Source organism: Kribbella sp. NBC_00382 (assembly GCF_036067295.1).
Taxonomy (GTDB): domain Bacteria; phylum Actinomycetota; class Actinomycetes; order Propionibacteriales; family Kribbellaceae; genus Kribbella.
Genome location: NZ_CP107954.1, coordinates 4,762,626 through 4,777,708, shown reverse-complemented (window position 1 = coordinate 4,777,708; position 15,083 = coordinate 4,762,626). Strand labels below are relative to the sequence as shown.

18 protein-coding genes are annotated in these 15,083 nt (G+C 66.3%); 10 read left to right on the top strand and 8 right to left on the bottom strand.

All coding sequences use genetic code 11. The annotated features are described in order from the left end of the window. Positions 1–3: 3 nt before the first annotated feature. From OHA70_RS23095 to OHA70_RS23085, 3 genes are all read right to left on the bottom strand, one after another. Positions 4–543 (bottom strand): hypothetical protein, encoded by a 540-nt coding sequence (locus tag OHA70_RS23095; RefSeq protein ID WP_328320951.1) that lies wholly within the window; start codon positions 541–543, stop codon positions 4–6. 428 nt (positions 544–971) lie between these two features. Continuing rightward, positions 972–1,469: a universal stress protein gene (locus OHA70_RS23090; protein WP_328320949.1), complete on the bottom strand. Its 498-nt coding sequence runs from the start codon at positions 1,467–1,469 to the stop codon at positions 972–974. Then, a complete protein-coding gene (locus OHA70_RS23085; protein WP_328320947.1) occupies positions 1,469–1,681 on the bottom strand; it encodes a hypothetical protein in 213 nt (70 codons plus the stop codon). Before OHA70_RS23085 ends, OHA70_RS23090 begins: the two co-directional genes overlap by 1 nt. 89 nt (positions 1,682–1,770) lie before the next feature. Here OHA70_RS23085 and OHA70_RS23080 point away from each other — a divergent pair, with 89 nt between their 5' ends. From OHA70_RS23080 to OHA70_RS23055, 6 genes are all read left to right on the top strand, one after another. After that, complete coding sequence (locus tag OHA70_RS23080; RefSeq protein ID WP_328320945.1) at positions 1,771–2,358, top strand: TetR/AcrR family transcriptional regulator; 588 nt, start codon at positions 1,771–1,773, stop codon at positions 2,356–2,358. 227 nt (positions 2,359–2,585) lie between these two features. Continuing rightward, positions 2,586–2,897, top strand: coding sequence for a TraR/DksA family transcriptional regulator (locus OHA70_RS23075; protein WP_328320943.1), 312 nt, complete (start codon positions 2,586–2,588; stop codon positions 2,895–2,897). Positions 2,898–2,948: 51 nt separating this feature from the next. Beyond that, positions 2,949–3,320, top strand: coding sequence for a TraR/DksA family transcriptional regulator (locus OHA70_RS23070; RefSeq protein ID WP_328320941.1), 372 nt, complete (start codon positions 2,949–2,951; stop codon positions 3,318–3,320). Then, a complete protein-coding gene (locus OHA70_RS23065) occupies positions 3,290–4,120 on the top strand; it encodes a rod shape-determining protein (protein ID WP_328320939.1) in 831 nt (276 codons plus the stop codon). The genes OHA70_RS23070 and OHA70_RS23065 overlap by 31 nt, the downstream gene beginning before the upstream one ends. A 97-nt stretch (positions 4,121–4,217) precedes the next feature. Next, a complete protein-coding gene (locus tag OHA70_RS23060) occupies positions 4,218–5,174 on the top strand; it encodes a HAMP domain-containing sensor histidine kinase (protein ID WP_328320937.1) in 957 nt (318 codons plus the stop codon). A gap of 2 nt (positions 5,175–5,176) precedes the next feature. Continuing rightward, positions 5,177–5,836: a response regulator transcription factor gene (locus OHA70_RS23055; protein WP_328320935.1), complete on the top strand. Its 660-nt coding sequence runs from the start codon at positions 5,177–5,179 to the stop codon at positions 5,834–5,836. A gap of 236 nt (positions 5,837–6,072) precedes the next feature. Here the strand turns inward: OHA70_RS23055 and OHA70_RS23050 are convergent, their stop codons facing one another. Continuing rightward, positions 6,073–6,915 (bottom strand): SDR family NAD(P)-dependent oxidoreductase, encoded by an 843-nt coding sequence (locus OHA70_RS23050; protein WP_328320933.1) that lies wholly within the window; start codon positions 6,913–6,915, stop codon positions 6,073–6,075. 63 nt (positions 6,916–6,978) lie between these two features. Here OHA70_RS23050 and OHA70_RS23045 point away from each other — a divergent pair, with 63 nt between their 5' ends. Next, positions 6,979–7,536, top strand: a complete 558-nt coding sequence (locus OHA70_RS23045; protein WP_328320930.1) for a CGNR zinc finger domain-containing protein — start codon at positions 6,979–6,981, stop codon at positions 7,534–7,536. 149 nt (positions 7,537–7,685) lie between these two features. Here OHA70_RS23045 and OHA70_RS23040 read toward each other — a convergent pair whose 3' ends face one another. Both OHA70_RS23040 and OHA70_RS23035 read right to left on the bottom strand, forming a co-directional pair. Then, positions 7,686–8,132, bottom strand: coding sequence for an SRPBCC family protein (locus OHA70_RS23040; RefSeq protein ID WP_328320929.1), 447 nt, complete (start codon positions 8,130–8,132; stop codon positions 7,686–7,688). Positions 8,133–8,220: 88 nt separating this feature from the next. Further along, the gene (locus OHA70_RS23035; protein ID WP_328320928.1) at positions 8,221–8,727 is read right to left on the bottom strand and encodes a hypothetical protein; all 507 of its coding nucleotides are present in this window, start codon (positions 8,725–8,727) and stop codon (positions 8,221–8,223) included. A 211-nt stretch (positions 8,728–8,938) separates the two neighbouring features. On the opposite strand from OHA70_RS23035, the gene OHA70_RS23030 reads away from it, so the two are divergent. After that, positions 8,939–11,038, top strand: a complete 2,100-nt coding sequence (locus tag OHA70_RS23030) for an MMPL family transporter (protein ID WP_328320927.1) — start codon at positions 8,939–8,941, stop codon at positions 11,036–11,038. Here the strand turns inward: OHA70_RS23030 and OHA70_RS23025 are convergent. Continuing rightward, positions 11,035–11,520 (bottom strand): TspO/MBR family protein, encoded by a 486-nt coding sequence (locus OHA70_RS23025; RefSeq protein WP_328320926.1) that lies wholly within the window; start codon positions 11,518–11,520, stop codon positions 11,035–11,037. The two genes, OHA70_RS23030 and OHA70_RS23025, sit on opposite strands and share 4 nt — an antisense overlap. 193 nt (positions 11,521–11,713) lie before the next feature. Here OHA70_RS23025 and OHA70_RS23020 point away from each other — a divergent pair, with 193 nt between their 5' ends. Then, a complete protein-coding gene (locus tag OHA70_RS23020) occupies positions 11,714–12,580 on the top strand; it encodes a MerR family transcriptional regulator (RefSeq protein WP_328320925.1) in 867 nt (288 codons plus the stop codon). Between the two features lie 53 nt (positions 12,581–12,633). Here the strand turns inward: OHA70_RS23020 and OHA70_RS23015 are convergent, their stop codons facing one another. Continuing rightward, positions 12,634–13,299, bottom strand: coding sequence for an HAD family hydrolase (locus tag OHA70_RS23015; RefSeq protein ID WP_328320924.1), 666 nt, complete (start codon positions 13,297–13,299; stop codon positions 12,634–12,636). A gap of 120 nt (positions 13,300–13,419) precedes the next feature. Between OHA70_RS23015 and OHA70_RS23010 the strand changes: the two genes are divergently transcribed. Then, a complete protein-coding gene (locus OHA70_RS23010) occupies positions 13,420–14,823 on the top strand; it encodes an FAD-dependent oxidoreductase (RefSeq protein ID WP_328320922.1) in 1,404 nt (467 codons plus the stop codon). The last annotated feature ends 260 nt before the right edge of the window (positions 14,824–15,083 follow it).

Below are 15,083 nucleotides of genomic sequence, written 5' to 3'. Positions count from 1 at the left end.
GAACTAGTCAAGCCATCGGAGACTCAACTTTGTCACGATGCCGTTGTTGGCGATGTTCGCCTGCGGTGAGGGCGAGGCGGTCAGGATGCGACCGGCCCTGTTCCACGCCGCCCGCCGAGCGCGACCCTCCCGGAGCGGCAAGCAGTCCGGCGGCGCAATCAGCCTGACACGCTCGTGCGATGGACCGAAAACTTGCCTAGAGCAACATTTCGGTGGTGCCCGAGCTATCCCGAGTGACTTCTGGCGCGAGGTGGTCGTAGACGTAGCGGGCCGCGTGCCACCGGGGTTTCGGTAGGCGATCGTCTTCGCGAACAGGTTGCCGCCGTCGGTTTCGATCGTGGTCGATTTGTCCGATCCCTGGCCGAACAGCAGAGCCGCGACATGGGCGTTCGCGACCCGGTCCAGGTGCGAGAACAGCCAGTCCACCTTGTCGTCCTGATAGTGGTACGGGGTGTTGTTCTGTCGCATGCCGACCGGGATCTGCCAGACCACGATCGGTTTGCCGGCCGCCTCCGCCATCGTCTTCCAGTACACGAGCTGCACGGACCACTTCCCTTCGCTCCAGAAGGAGTTGTGTCCGCCATTCGCCGGCAAGGCGTCGAGGCCGGCATCCGCAGCGTCAACCTCCCGACCTGGAAGTCCGCACCTTTCGCCCCGAGGGCCGGCGTCTCGGGCGGATCGGTCGCGCGAAGCCGAAGTATCCGGCTCTCAGAAAGCGGTCGATCGGCCAGCTCGAGCTGCCATGTGCCGCACCGCCCAATCTCGATGCTGTCAGCGCCCATCGCGCTCAACTGATCCGATCGATCTTGGCGACCGCGACCTTGAAGCCACGGCGGATGATGGCTTCGGCGTGCATTCAGTGCAGCACGCGAGAAGAAGTACATCTCGCTTGGGAGGTGGGTTCTGATGTGGCGAGTGGGGGCCAGGACCTCATCCCGCCGGTTTCGATCATTGCCCGGCAGGTGGATGTATCAGTGGGCCGGGGCGCGATCCACCTTCGCGGAATCGCGGTCGTGATCGGATGCCTCCGCTTGAGAGTTCGTCATCAGCGGGGGAACGATTACTACGGGCACAGTCGCATGTTGAGCGATTTGCTGGCTGACGGAGCCGAGCAGGAGCCCGGTGAAGCCACCTCTTCCGCGTGAACCGACGACGAGCAGCGAACTGCCGCGCGCGGCGTCGATCAGGGCCGGCGCAGCGGGGCCTTGGACGAGCACCTGTTCAGGCGCGATCGCGAGGCCGGTCTGGTCTACCGATGCTACGGAATCGGCAAGTGTCGATCGTGCTGAGTCGGCGAGCGAGGCGGGGTCGGCCAGGGTAGCGCCGACCGGCGACATCACGGCGGCGGACGGCTGCCAAGCATGTACCACGACGAGACGTGCGCCACGCACTGAGGCCTCCGCCACAGCCCACTCGAGTCCTCGCTGTGCCGGCTCACTGCCGTCGATGCCAACCACTATCTTTTCCATTACTCCTCCAGTAGTCGTTCGGTTGGATCCGCACTTGGAAGCCATCGGCGGTGGAGCTTCGACCGGGAGACAGTCGCCGGCGGCCTGGTTGAGGCTCGCCTCTTGATCCGGTGCTCCCGCGCGACGACTCGGACAGTGACGATGAACACCGTCACCCCGAGCATCATCAGAAGGATGTTGTCGCTTGCGCTCAACGCCTCCAGGCTGACCATCTGCTTCCCCTTCGTGTGGCAGTGTCAATTTATCGCTACACATGATGTAGCGTAATTGGATGGTGAGATATTCCCGGCAAACTGGGCCCATGACTCAGAGCACATCGGGACGCGGCCGGCCCCGCCTCGAGTCGACCGACCAGCGGATCCTCCAAACGGCCCGCGAGTTGCTTCGCGCGAAGGGCCCCGAGGCGGTGAGCATCGATTCGGTCGCGGCCCGATCGGGCGTGGCCCGGACGACGATCTACCGTCGATATCGCAGCCGACACGAACTGATGGAAGCGGTCCTGAAGCAACTGATCGACCCGGCACCCGTGGCACCCGATCTCCCGGTCAACGAGAAGCTGCGGTGGGTTCTCGACAGGATCAGCGACATCCTGGCGAACCGACTCGGCCCCGGCGCCACCGCCGCGGTCATCTCCAACAGCGATCCCGAGTTCACCGCCGCTGTCCGCGCACGACTGGCCGAGCGGTTGAGTTTGCTGGCCGAACTGATGACCGTCGACATCAAGGCGGGCCGGCTCCAGGCGCGCACCGACCCCGACACGGTGCTCGGCGTACTGGTCGGGACCTACCTTGCAGAGGTCCTCAGATTCGGCTCGCCGCGCGACGGGTGGATGGATCGCGCGATCGAATTGCTGATTCCCGCAGTGATACCGGACCCGCAAACCCACTGATACAACAGCTCTCGGCCGTCGGCGACTCCGTTCCGGCGCAGAAACCGCTCCTGCCAAGGGGAGACACAGCCTGGGCTCGGCCATAAATGGGTGTTGGCCCCCATGGTCGTGACGGGCCGTGTCGCGGATGGTTGATGCAGGACACACATCTGAGGCAACGGCTAGCGAACACGCGGCCGCGTCGGCATCGACCTTCACTTCCGTGTCCGTGAGAGGACGCACCTTCAGTGACCACCGTGGCCCGCTCCCCGAACATGACCGTGCACGAGGCTCGTCAGCGCCTGGGACACGAACGCAGCTCGCGCCTCACCCAGTTGCGCGCGATCGAAGACGGCGCGGCCGTCGCCGACAAGGAGCTCATGACGGCTCAAACGGCCGCCATCCGGCGGGTGCTGACCGAGATCGGCGCAGCCGAAGATCGCGTCGCCGACGGCTCCTACGGCACGTGCCTGGACTGCGACGGTCGCATTCCGGTCGAGCGGCTGGAGATCCTGCCCTACGTGCGCTACTGCGTCAGCTGCCAGCAGCGCGCTACCTGACCTGTCGATCGCCTGCCCGAATGATCAGTCTTATGTAGAGGGTGTGATGTGTTGAGCTACACGTTCGCCACTATCGACGAAGGGCAACTGGCTCCCGATGACGCGATGGCTTTGCGGGCCGCCCTTCTTGACGAGCGCACGTTCCGTCGCGAGCAACTGAACAACCTCGCAGAAGTCTGGCCAAGCGACGGCGACCTGCCCCGCGACGAGCACACAATGGCCCGCGTAGAGGTACTGACCGTGCTCGCGACCGCCGCCAAAGTGGTCCTCAGCGAGGTCGACGCCGCGCTTGGCCGGATCGACACCGGCCACTACGGCAACTGCCACCTCTGCGACCAGCCCATTCCCCTGCAGAGACTGCGCATCCTGCCGCACGCCCGCTACTGCGGCCCATGCCACCAACTCAAAGAGACAGTCTCGTGACACCGCTGGCAAGGATGCTCCCGCAACGGCGGCGCGGCGCATGGTCAGCCACCCGCCGATCGTCCGGCATCGCGATCGACCTGGGCAGCGCCCGCACCCGGGCGTGGATGCCGGACTGTGGCCTGCTGGTCGATGCACCCACGGTCACCCCGGCAGGCGCGGGCGATGGCTGTCGGCCGGTGCAGCGAGGCGTCGTGGTCGACCTGCAGGGTGCCACTCGGTGCCTCGATCAACTTCTCGGCCCGGCGGCCGGCCTTGGTCAGTACTCGATCGTGGTCTTGACCACCCCACTCCGCTGCACCGAACTGAACCGCAGCGTGGCCCTCGCGGCGCTGGAAGTTCTCGACGCGCGCACCGTCGTGACCATCGAGAGTGTGAAAGCCGCCGCACTCGGAGCAGGCGCCGACTTGACCCGGCCACTGCTGGTGGTGGACATCGGAGCCGACCTGACGGAGGTGGGTCTCCTGGTGGACGGGGGCGTAACGGAGGCCAGTCGGTTCGAGGTGGGAACTTCCGATCTTGGCGCCACCACTGGCCTTGCTGAGCTCGTGCAGTCGATCGTCGGAGCGGTGACCCAACTCCTCCGCCTCGACTGCGGTGCGCAAGTCGTCGATGCCCTGGACCGTGGGCCGCTGCTCATCGGAGGCGGTGCGCTGCGTCCGGAGATCACGTACCGGCTGTCAAAACGGCTGCTCGCCCCGGTGTGGCCGGCTCCCGCGCCGCACAACGCCGCTGTCCGTGGCGCCGGCCTCGCCTTGGTCGCAGCCCAGCGCCATCCCAGCCTTCCAGGCGAAGACTGACGGCCCGTCCGGTTCCAGCCGGACCGCAAACCCGTCCCGGACTGCGCCGAAGAGGGCGGATAGTGGGCATAGCTGTGATGGAGAAAGGCGACGAGCGATGGCGTTGTTCTGGCGGATCTTCGGACTCAATGCGGTGGTGCTAGGCGCGGCCACGGCGTTGCTACTGTGGGCACCGGTGACCGTGTCGGTACCGGTGGCTCTGACGGAGGCTGTCGTTCTGATCGTCGGCCTGGGGGTGATGTTGGTGGCCAACGCCGCATTGCTGCGCATCGGCCTGGCACCGTTGGAGCGGGTGACCCGGCGGATGGCCACGGTCGATCTGCTCCGCCCGGGGCAGCGCCTGTCGGTGGACGGCCACGGCGGTGTCCCGGACCTGGTCCGGGCGTTCAACGACATGCTCGACCGGCTGGAGAACGAGCGTGCCACCAGCAGCGCTCGAGCCCTGTCGGCCCAGGAGGGCGAGCGGCGCCGCATCGCCCAGGAACTCCACGACGAGGTCGGGCAGAGCATGACCGCGGTACTGCTCGAGCTGAAGCGTGCCGCTGACCACACCCAGGATCCGGCCCTCCGCACGGATTTGCAGCACGCCCAGGAGACCACGCGCGGGAGCCTGGACGACGTACGCCGACTCGCGCGGCGACTGCGTCCCGGCGTACTGGACGATCTCGGGCTGATCAGCGCCTTGACCACGCTGGCCATCGATCTGTCCACCCACACGGGGCTTGCGGTGCACCGCAGCTTCGACCCCGACCTGCCCGAATTGGACAAGCAAACAGAACTGGTGCTCTACCGGGTCGCCCAGGAGAGTCTCACCAACGTGGCCCGTCACGCCGACGCCACCGAGGTCGCACTGCGCCTTTGCCGATCCGGTGAGGTCGTCCGGCTGAAAATCTGTGATGACGGCCGCGGGATCGGGCTCGCCCACGAGGGAGCCGGGATCCGCGGGATGCGCGAGCGTGCCTTGCTGATCGGCGCGATCCTCGACCTCGAGACCTCTCCCGAGGGCGGCGTCCAGGTGAACCTCTCCGTACCGATCGCCCGCGAAGGCGGATGACGATGCGGGAGCAGACACCCATCCGCATCCTGCTCGCCGACGACCACGCGCTGGTACGCCGCGGAGTGCGGCTCATCCTCGACGGCGAACCCGACCTGACCGTCGTCGCCGAGGCCGGTGACGGCGCGGAAGCGATCGCCGCAGCCCAGCGCCAGCCCGTCGACCTGGCCATTCTCGACGTCGCGATGCCACGGATGACCGGGCTGCAAGCGGCCCGTGAGTTGTCCGTTCTCCTTCCCGACCTGCGGATTCTGATGCTCTCGATGTACGACGACGTGCAGTACTTCTTCCAGGCGCTCAGATCCGGAGCTTCCGGCTACGTCCTCAAGTCGGTTGCCGACCGCGATCTGGTGGAAGCCTGCCGCGCGGCGATGCGTGGTGAGCCCTTCCTCTACCCGGGCGCGGTCACCGCTCTGATTCGCGACTACCTGGACCGCGCCCGGCGCGGTGAGGGTGTGCCGGAACAGGTCCTCACCGTCCGCGAGGAGGAAGTACTCAAGCTCGTCGCAGAGGGGCACTCCTCCAAGGAGATCGGCGAAGCGCTGTTCATCAGCGTCAAGACGGTCGAACGGCACCGGGCGAACATGCTCCACAAGCTCGGCATGCGCGACCGCCTTGACCTCACCCGCTATGCCATCCGAGCCGGCCTGATCGAACCGTGACGCGCGCGGAGCTCTGATCGGATCGGAGACTCGGTTGCCGGACATCGTCGAGGTGTGGGGCTACGACTCCTTTCCAGCGGGCCGGTGAGCGGCGTCGCGGAGCGGGCAACGACCTGTGGCGGGACATGGCCTCGCGTCGCTATGGGCGGCTCTTCACGCAGGACTGCGCCATCCCCCGCGATGCTCGCGAATCGCGCGAAGGCGAGGGATGGCGCAGCTCGGCGCTGGGTCGGTTGTTATGCGGCGTCGACGGTATGGGCGATGGACGACCATTCGTCGATGTCGCGCAGTCGCGCCTCGAGGCCGGCCTTCATGGCCTGGGCGCCCGCGCCGTTCAGGGCGAGGCGTCGCGGCGGCTGGGCGCTCTCGATCGCGGTCCGGATGCCAGCGGCGACCCGCTCGGCACTGGCGAAGGAGTCGGCCGGAAGGGCCCCGATGGCCTCGGCGACAACGCGGACGGTCTGGTCGTAGTCGCTGTAGGTGTTCTCCGCGGCCTTGAGATTGCTGAGGAACGGGGTCGCGGTCATGCCCGGCTGCACGATGGTCACCTTGATGCCGAGCGGGCCGACCTCATCGGCCAGGGCATCGGCGATGCCCTCGACCGCGTACTTGGTGGCCGACAGCAGACCGACGCCGGGTTGCGAGATCTGGCCGAAGAACGACGACCCCTCGAGGATGTGACCCGACCCCTGTGTGCGCAGCACCGGCAGGGTCGCGCGGATCACGTTGAGAGTGCCGAACACGTTGGTGTCGAAGATCGCCCGGGCCTGCTCGTCGGTCGACTCCTCGACGGCGCCGAACAGTCCGTATCCGGCATTGTTGGCGATGACGTCGAGCCGACCGAACTTGCGCACTCCGGCGTCGACGGCGGCCTTGATGGCAGCTTCGTCGCGGACGTCGGCAGCGACTGCCAGGAGGTGGGGGCCGGCTTCGCCAGCGAAGCTCGACACGTCACGGGCGACGGCGACGACATTCTCACCGGCGGCGATGGCCTGCTGGAGGAGCTCGTGGCCGATGCCTGAGGTGGCGCCGGTGATGAACCAGGTGCGGGAGGCGGAGGACGAAGAGGTGTTTGTCATGGTGAGGACCGTAAGCCGTTAGAACCTAACGCGTCAAGCCGTGCGTACTGTAATGTTGGGGACATGACCACAACGGTTACAGAGGACCTGCTCCTGGACTTCGTCAACACACACGCCGATGCAGGCGGCAGGCAAGAGCTCTTCGGCGACGGTGCGGCCCTCTCGGCATGGCTGGACGGGCGCGCCCTCTCGGACGGCGCCGCCGCGACGGATGCGGATGCGGCATCCGCACGCGAACTCCGTGACGCACTCGTGACGATGCTCCTCGGACACTCCGGCGAGGACCTGCCGGTGGAGGAGGTGGAGCTGGCCAAGCGTCGCCTCGAGCGGGCCGGCAAGCTGTACCCACTGACTGCCCGCATCGACTCTCAAGGAGTGTCGCTCGTCAGCGAGCAGCGCGGCGTCGCGCGCTTGCTCGGGACGGTGCTGGCATCCGTGACGATGCGAGCGTCCCGCGGAGAGTGGGATCGCATCAAAGCCTGCCGCAACCCCCCGTGCCACTTCGGCTTCATCGACCGCACCCGCAACGGATCAGGCCAGTACTGCAGCCCTGCCTGCAGCTCGCAGGTCTCCATGCGCAAATACCGCGCCCGACGCAGAGAAGCCGAAGCGGAGAGCTGACCCGTTGTCCGATGCGCTGGGGACTGCCCTCGGTTCGGTTGACTCCTGATCTGCGCGGCTTGCGGCTGACCGTCGACTTATGGGCTGTTCAGTTGCTGGAGATGTTGTCGCCTGGCTGTCGTCGGCATCATCCTTCTGCCTTCGGACGGTCACATCGACTGACGGGGCAGCGCGTTGAGCACGTCGGTCATCTGCTTCACGACGTCGCCGCCGATCTTCTCGAAGACCACCTTCGCCAGCGGAGAGGCGAGTTTGGCGGCGCCGTGAAAGTCGATCTCGTTGGTGTAAGTGATGCTGGCCCCAGTCCCTGACGGCGTGACCTCGATGGTTTCTGTGGAGGTCGCCGTGTCGTTACGGCCGATCAACACCACCCGGTCCTCGGTCAACTCCTGAAGGGTGTAGGTGAGCTCGGTGCTCACCCCGGCGATCTTGGACTTGTTGTGCCAGGTCGAACCGACCACAACTGGGCCTGAGTCATTGCGGGTGCACTCCTCGGTGCCGGGATCCCAATGCTCGGCATTGCCGAAGTCGGCCAGGTACGGGACGACCACGGCGGGAGAAGACTCCACGGTGAACGTGCGCGAGACGGTGGGCACCAGGATCACTTCTTTCTGCGGAGAATGTGTCGCTGCCTGTGTACCCACCCGCACGACGACGATGCACAAGTTTCGCCGAACTTGTGCATCACTCAGTCGAAGAGCCCGAGGTCTTCAGTTGGTGCTGCGTGCGAAGTTTGGTGAGCCAAGCGGCGAGGGCGCGGAGGTCTTCGACGTTGGTCTGGGGAATGTGGAGTCTGGTGCCGCGGGTGGAGGTGACGGTCAGGTAGGGAGCGGCGAGGCTGCTGGTCGGTGTGACGAGGGTGGTGCCCTCGAGCTCGGACCACGGGATCTGCCGCCACCAAGCGAAGCGGATGCCGGTGGCGTTCACGGTCAATCGCGGATGGCCGAGAAGGAACAAGATGGCGAGCGCGATACAGACCGTGAGCAGTATGGCGAGGACGGCCAACCGGATCGTGAACCAGGTGTCGCGGGTGTCGAGGTCCCGGACGACCGAGACGATCGGGATGCAGGCCAGCGCCAGCACGACGACCAGGCCACCGAAGGCCAGTGCGCGCCGGACCGCGAAGACTACTCGGCCGGAACGGTGCAACTCCGCGTCCCAGGCGCCGATGTCCTGAATCCCCATCACCATGTGTCGATCCCTCCGCCGCGGGAGTTTACTGCGGGGCGTCGACTGCCCGGCCGGCTGGGCCACGACCGGTGCAAGGGTGTCGGCGAAGTCGGTACCGATGACGAAAAGTAGACCTCCTTGGCGAGGCGAGTCTGCATAAGTTTCGCCGAGGTTTGGGCGCGATTGCACGTACGCTCCGGAGGTCAGATTCCTTCCTCAGGGAGTGAGCGTCATGCGGCGATGGACCACCTGGGTGTTGCGGCTGCGATGGCTTGTAGTGGTCGGCTGGGTAGCCGTCGCGGTGGTCGGCGGCGTTCTCGCCCCGAAGACGATCGACCGGCTGAGCTACGACTTCGGCCTGCCCGGACAGCCCGCCTTCGAGACGAACGAACGGATCCTGGCCGAGTTCGGCAACGGCGGCGCGATCGATCCGCTGGCTGTGGTGTTGTCCGTACCGGCGCCGGCCACGGTCGATGACCCCGAAGTCCGCTCCCAATTCGCGAGCGCATTGAACCAGTTGCCCGACGAAGGCTGGCGAGTCGTCTCGTTTCTCGACGCCGGGACTTCAGGCGGTACCGCCGAGGCGGCATCGCGGAACGCGTTGACCAGCTCGGATCGGCGGACAACGGTCGCGCTGGTGTACCCGCCAGTGCTGCCGGGACCCGCGGCGTACGCAGCGGCCCTTCCGCAGTTGACGTCGACAATGGCGACGGTGAAGGTGGCCGGGCAACCGTTGCAGGTGACCGGCGTCGAGGCCTTGCGCGAGGGCGGCGGTGGATCCGACCGGCCGATCATCGTCGAGATAGCGTTCGGCGCCGGCGGGGCGATGATCGTGCTGGCCTTGGTGTTCGGGTCGCTGCTGGCGATCGTGCCGCTGCTGCTGGCCGCGGCGGCGATCAGTACGACGTTCCTGCTGATCCTTGCGTTGTCCACAGCAACGGACGTGTCGTTCATCGTGCAGTATTTGGTCGGGCTGATCGGCCTCGGAGTAGCGATCGACTACGCCCTGCTGATCGTCATGCGCTGGCGTGAGGAACGGGCTGCCGGCGCCGGCAACAACGAGGCCGTGGAAATGGCGATGGTGACCGCTGGACGGTCGGTCCTGTTCAGCGGCGTGACCGTTGCCATCTCACTACTCGCGCTGGTCGTCGTACCGGTGCCCTTCTTGCGCAGCGTTGGGTTCGGCGGCCTGCTGATCCCGTTGGTCAGTGTGGCCATCGCGCTCTCGCTACTGCCCGTCATCCTCTCGACCATCGGCCCGCGGCTGGAATGGCCGCGTCGCAAGCAACACAAGGCCGAAAGCCGACTCTGGCAACGGATCGGCAATCTGGTGGTGCGCCATCGCATCGTCGCGGCATTGCTCGCGACAGCCGCCTTGGCGGCAATGTTCGCTCCAGCACTAGGCCTACGGCTGGGCTCCCCCGAACTCGCAGCCATCTCGGCCGGTACCGATCCTGCCGCCAAGGCCTACCGCACGGCTACGGACGCCGGTATCAGTCCAGGCGTCTTCCGGCCGGTCGAGATCCTCAGCAATGACGCCAAGGTCCTCGACGCGGTCCGAGCGGTGGGCGGGGTGACGGCGGTAGCAGCTCCGACTGGAAAGACCTGGGCCCATGGCGATCAGCGGCTCGCGGCCGTCCTGCTTTCCAGCGATCCTTCGAGTACTGCCGGCCGGGAAACCGTCGAGGAGATTCGTACGGTCGCGCCGGACACCACGATCGGTGGCAGCGCCGCAGAAGACGCCGACTCGGTGACGGCCATCTACGGCAACGCCGGCTGGGTACTGCTGCTCGTCGTCGTGGTCACCGTACTTCTGTTGGCCAGGGCACTGCGTTCGGTGTGGTTGCCGATCAAGGCGCTGGTTCAGAACGTCGTATCGATCGGCGCCGCCTACGGACTGACCGTGCTGATCTGGCAACAGGGCTTCGGCGCACAGGCACTGTTCGGCGCGGAAGCCAGCGGCACGATCACCTTCTGGGTACCGCTGGCAGCGTTCTCGTTCTTGTTCGGGTTGTCGATGGACTACGAGTTGTTCATCCTCGCCAGGATCAAGGAGGAACACGACTCCGGGCTGTCCACCGCCGATGCGACAGTGGCAGGTCTCAGCTACACGGGACGGCTCGTCAGCTCGGCTGCCTTGATTCTCTTCCTGGCGTTCGTCGCGCTGTCCACGGTGCCGGTGATCGACGTCAAGATCTTCGCGACGACCCTCGCGCTCGGAATCGCCCTGGACGCAACCCTCGTCCGCAGCGTACTCACCCCGGCGCTGGTGGCTTGGTTCGGCGACTTGAACTGGTGGTGGCCGAGGCGTCGCCCGTTGGATGACCGTTAGCGGTTGAGGTGCCAGATGGCTGCGTTGAGGCCCAGTGCGAAGGTGGTCCACGCCCAGTACGGGACGAGGAGCAGCGCGGCGAGCGGGCGGACCCGTCGGAACGACTCGATGGTCCATCCGATCGCCAGCCACAGCATGCAGATCTCGATCAAGGCGAGACCACGGTGGCCGGCTCCGAAGAACAACGGCGTCCAGATCGCGTTCAGCACAAGCTGGGCAGCGTAGGGCAGTAGCTCGCCCGACCAGCCAGTCTGGCGCCAGACCAGCCAGCCACTGATCGCGATCATGGCGTACAGAACTGACCACACCGGGCCGAACAACCAGCTCGGTGGCGCCCAACCGGGCTGCTGCAGGTTTTGGTATGTCCCGCTGGTGTCCTGCACGCCGAGCACCCCGATCAGTGCGACCACGATCACCGCCGCGATGAACAGTGCCAACGCCGCGATGCCACGTGCCGGCCGGTGCGTCGTCAAGGTAGTCACGTCGATGAACTCCTAGGGTGAGATTCACGTCGAACCTGGTCCAGGTCTCAGTGCCCAGCCGAAGACCGTTCGAATACGTGCACAAGTTTTCGACGCCACTCTCGCCCCGAGAGTCGATGCGCCTCGACAGTGCCGCCCAGCCAAACTTGTGCAGTTGTCGCTGATCGTCGTCGCCGTGCCATGGTGAGGGATGATGTCTGAGGCCGCGTCGCCCCGGGACACCTTGACGGCCGCGGTACTGCCGGTCGGGCAGGTGTCGACGCTGCTGGGGATTCCAACCGTGACCTTGCGGAGCTGGGAGGCGCGGTACGGGCTGGAGCCGTCGGGGCGAACGCCCGGCCTGCATCGGCGCTACACGCTCGCCGACGTCGACCGCTTCCGTCGGATGCAACGCCTGATCGCGGCCGGAATCTCCGCCGGCGACGCAGCCCGGTTGAGTGAGCAGCCCGACTCAGCGAACCACGCGACCTCACCGAATCACTCCGGTCAGCGGCTGCTCGATACCGCTGAGACCCTGGCCTTGGCCGAGCTGGCGGACCTGCTGGACGGCAGCTTGGCGACGTACGGCGTGAGTCGTGCCTGGACCGAGTTGATCGCCCCGGCGTTCAGGGCCCTGGGGTCACGGTACGAACAGCAACGCGACTGCACCGACATCGAACTGATCCTGGCTCGTTCCGTCGAAGCCGCGGTGGAGCGCTATCTCCAGAACCGGCGACCGCAGCTGACCGAATCCAGGCCGACCCTGCTCGTCCATTGCCCGGAGGAACGGCACACCATGCCGTTGACCGTGTTGCGCGCGACCCTTCTGGAGCAAGGCCAATCGGTTGTGCTGCTCGGTCCGGAGGCGACGGAGGCAGCCATTCTCCAATCCGTACCGCGGGCCGCTCCGCAAACCGTCGTCCTGTGGGCTACCGCCCGCCGCCCAGGGCAACTCCGCCTTCGCAATCTGGTAACCGCAACCGGTTTCACAACCATGACGGCCGGACCAGGCTGGCCACCATCGGCCCAGCCGCTCGCCGACCTGCGCACGGCCACCAAGGCGTTGACCACCTCTCGCTGAGCCCCGGTGCCCACTCCAGGCGATCGAAAAGTGCGCGAACGGGGCGGAAACAGTCAGGCCAGCGGAGTGGTGTCCAGGGCCTCCGTGAGGTCGCGGGGCGTGTCGTAGATGGCTTTGGCGCCGGCGTCGAGCAGTTCGTCATCGCCGAACCCGCCGGAGCGGACGACGATCGCCGGCATCCCTGCTCTGCCGGCCGCCTTGACGTCCCATACCGAGTCCCCGATCACCACGCTCGCGGCGTCGGACGGCACACCCAGCTTCTTCAAGGCCACCTGTAGCAGGTCCGGCGCCGGTTTGGATTTCTCGACGTCAGCGCTGGTCGTCCAGTCGTCGACGACGCCGCGAGCATCGAGTTTGTCCAGGAAGACGTCGACGTGACGTTCCTGCGCAGAGCTGGCCAGTACCAGCCGGTGCCCGCGTTCCTTGATGGCCACCAGAAGATCGCGAGCACCAGGCAACAGCGCCATCTCCTCGAGCAGCGCGTCAACTTCCTTGCCTTGCTCTTCCCGGACCTGGTCGCCCACCCTGCGTTCCAGTTCCTCGCCTCCGACAGCCGTGACCAGTTGATCCCCACCCATACCGATCAACCGGTGCAGCCGCCACACCGGATAGATCTCTCCCACTGAACGCAGGGCCCGGTACCAAGCGAGCGCATGGTGATAGTTCGAATCGATCAGCGTGCCGTCGATATCGAGAACCGCAATCGCAGAGTCAGTCATTTCCGGCGGGTACCCGCCGATTCCGGCACCCAACCGCCGCGAGGTGCAGGTACCTGTCGGCCTACGGTATGTCTGGCCGGCTCCCTGCAGGCCAGGATTGCAGGCGGGTACCGGCGCCACATGACCTCAGTGTGGACGGCAACGGCAGAGATGCCCCGCTACGACGCCTTGGCCGGTGACGCGACAGCTGACGTCGTCGTGGTCGGCGGTGGCTGGATCGGTCTGACGACAGCGCTGCTGCTGGCGCGCGACGGCGCACAGGTGGTCGTGGTCGAGGCGCAGCGGATCGGATCGCGGACGAGCGGGAACACGACCGGCAAGGTCACCTCGCAACATGGCGCCTGCTATGCCCCGCTGATCGATCGCCATGGCATTGACAAGGCTCGTCAGTACGCCGCGGCGAACCAGGCAGCCGTGGACCAGGTCGCCGCGCTGGTCGATGCCGAGGACATCGACTGTGAGCTGCTCAGGACACCAGCCTTCGTCTACTCCACCGAGTCCACCGGAACCCTGGAGAACGAGGCAGCCGCAGTTGCTTGTCTAGGTCTGCCCGCCCAGCTGGTCGACGGCGGTGAGGTCGGAGTGCCTGCGACAGCCGCCATCCGGTTCGACAATCAGGTACAGCTGCATCCGGCCCGCTATCTCGCCGGTCTCGCGACGGCGGTCGAGCGGACCGGTGGACGGATCTTCGAACACACTCGCGCCGTCAAGGTGGATGAGAAGGACGGCGCGGTGCACGTCCTGACCGAGGCGGGCGGCATGATCACGGCGTACCAGGCGGTGCTGGCCACCCTGCTGCCCATCGGCATCACCGGCGCGTACTTCGCCAGGACCCGGCCGAGGCAGTCGCACGGCATCGCAGTACGGCTACCGGTCGAGGCACCCGTCGGGATGGCGATCTCGATCGACTCCCCCACCAGGTCCACCCGGCCCTGGCCCGGCGGCGGACCGACCGGACTGATCGTGGTCGGCGGCGACCACGAAGTCGGATCGACGGAGGACACCGCCGCGATCTATCGATCCCTGGCCGACTGGGTGAGTTCGACCTGGAACACAGCGGTCGAGCCCGAGTACAGGTGGTCGGCCCACGACTACAGCACCCCCGATCTTCTGCCCTATGTGGGCAGATCAGCCGGTAGCGGCAACATCTTCGTTGCCACTGGCATGCACAAATGGGGCCTCAGCAACGGTACTGTTGCCGCTGGCATCATCAACGACCTGATCGCCGGTCGGCATCATCCCGCCGCCGGCCTCTACGACGCCGGCCGGATCGGGGACGCTCGCGCCATTGCCAAGCTGATCGCCGACAACCTCAAAGTCGGCAAGGACTTCACCACCGGCCACGCTGCCCGGCTCCTCAAACACGACGGCAGAGCCAACCCTGTCTGCACACACCTAGGCTGTCCGCTGACCTGGAACACCGCCGACACCACCTGGGACTGCAGCTGCCACGGCTCCCGCTTCGATGCCGATGGCAACGTCCTCGACGGCCCGGCGACCACGTCCCTGAAGACCAGCGACTGAACAGAATCCGACCTGCACGGTCGTTTCCGATCACGATCGCCGGGTACCGGCCAACTGTCTTCGGTCGGCTTCACCTCCGGGCCGGGGACCTGCGGCGGAGGCGGCCGACGGCGAATGCTCGTAGGGGACACGAGGCGCAACCGGCCCCTTCGCCGCTCGCGCGCCGGCAGCTACGTCCAATCCCCTCTCGGTGCTCGCTGTGTGCTCAAGACCCAGTGCATAAGTTTTGCTGCGTAGGTTTCGACCAGGGCGCGGTCGGT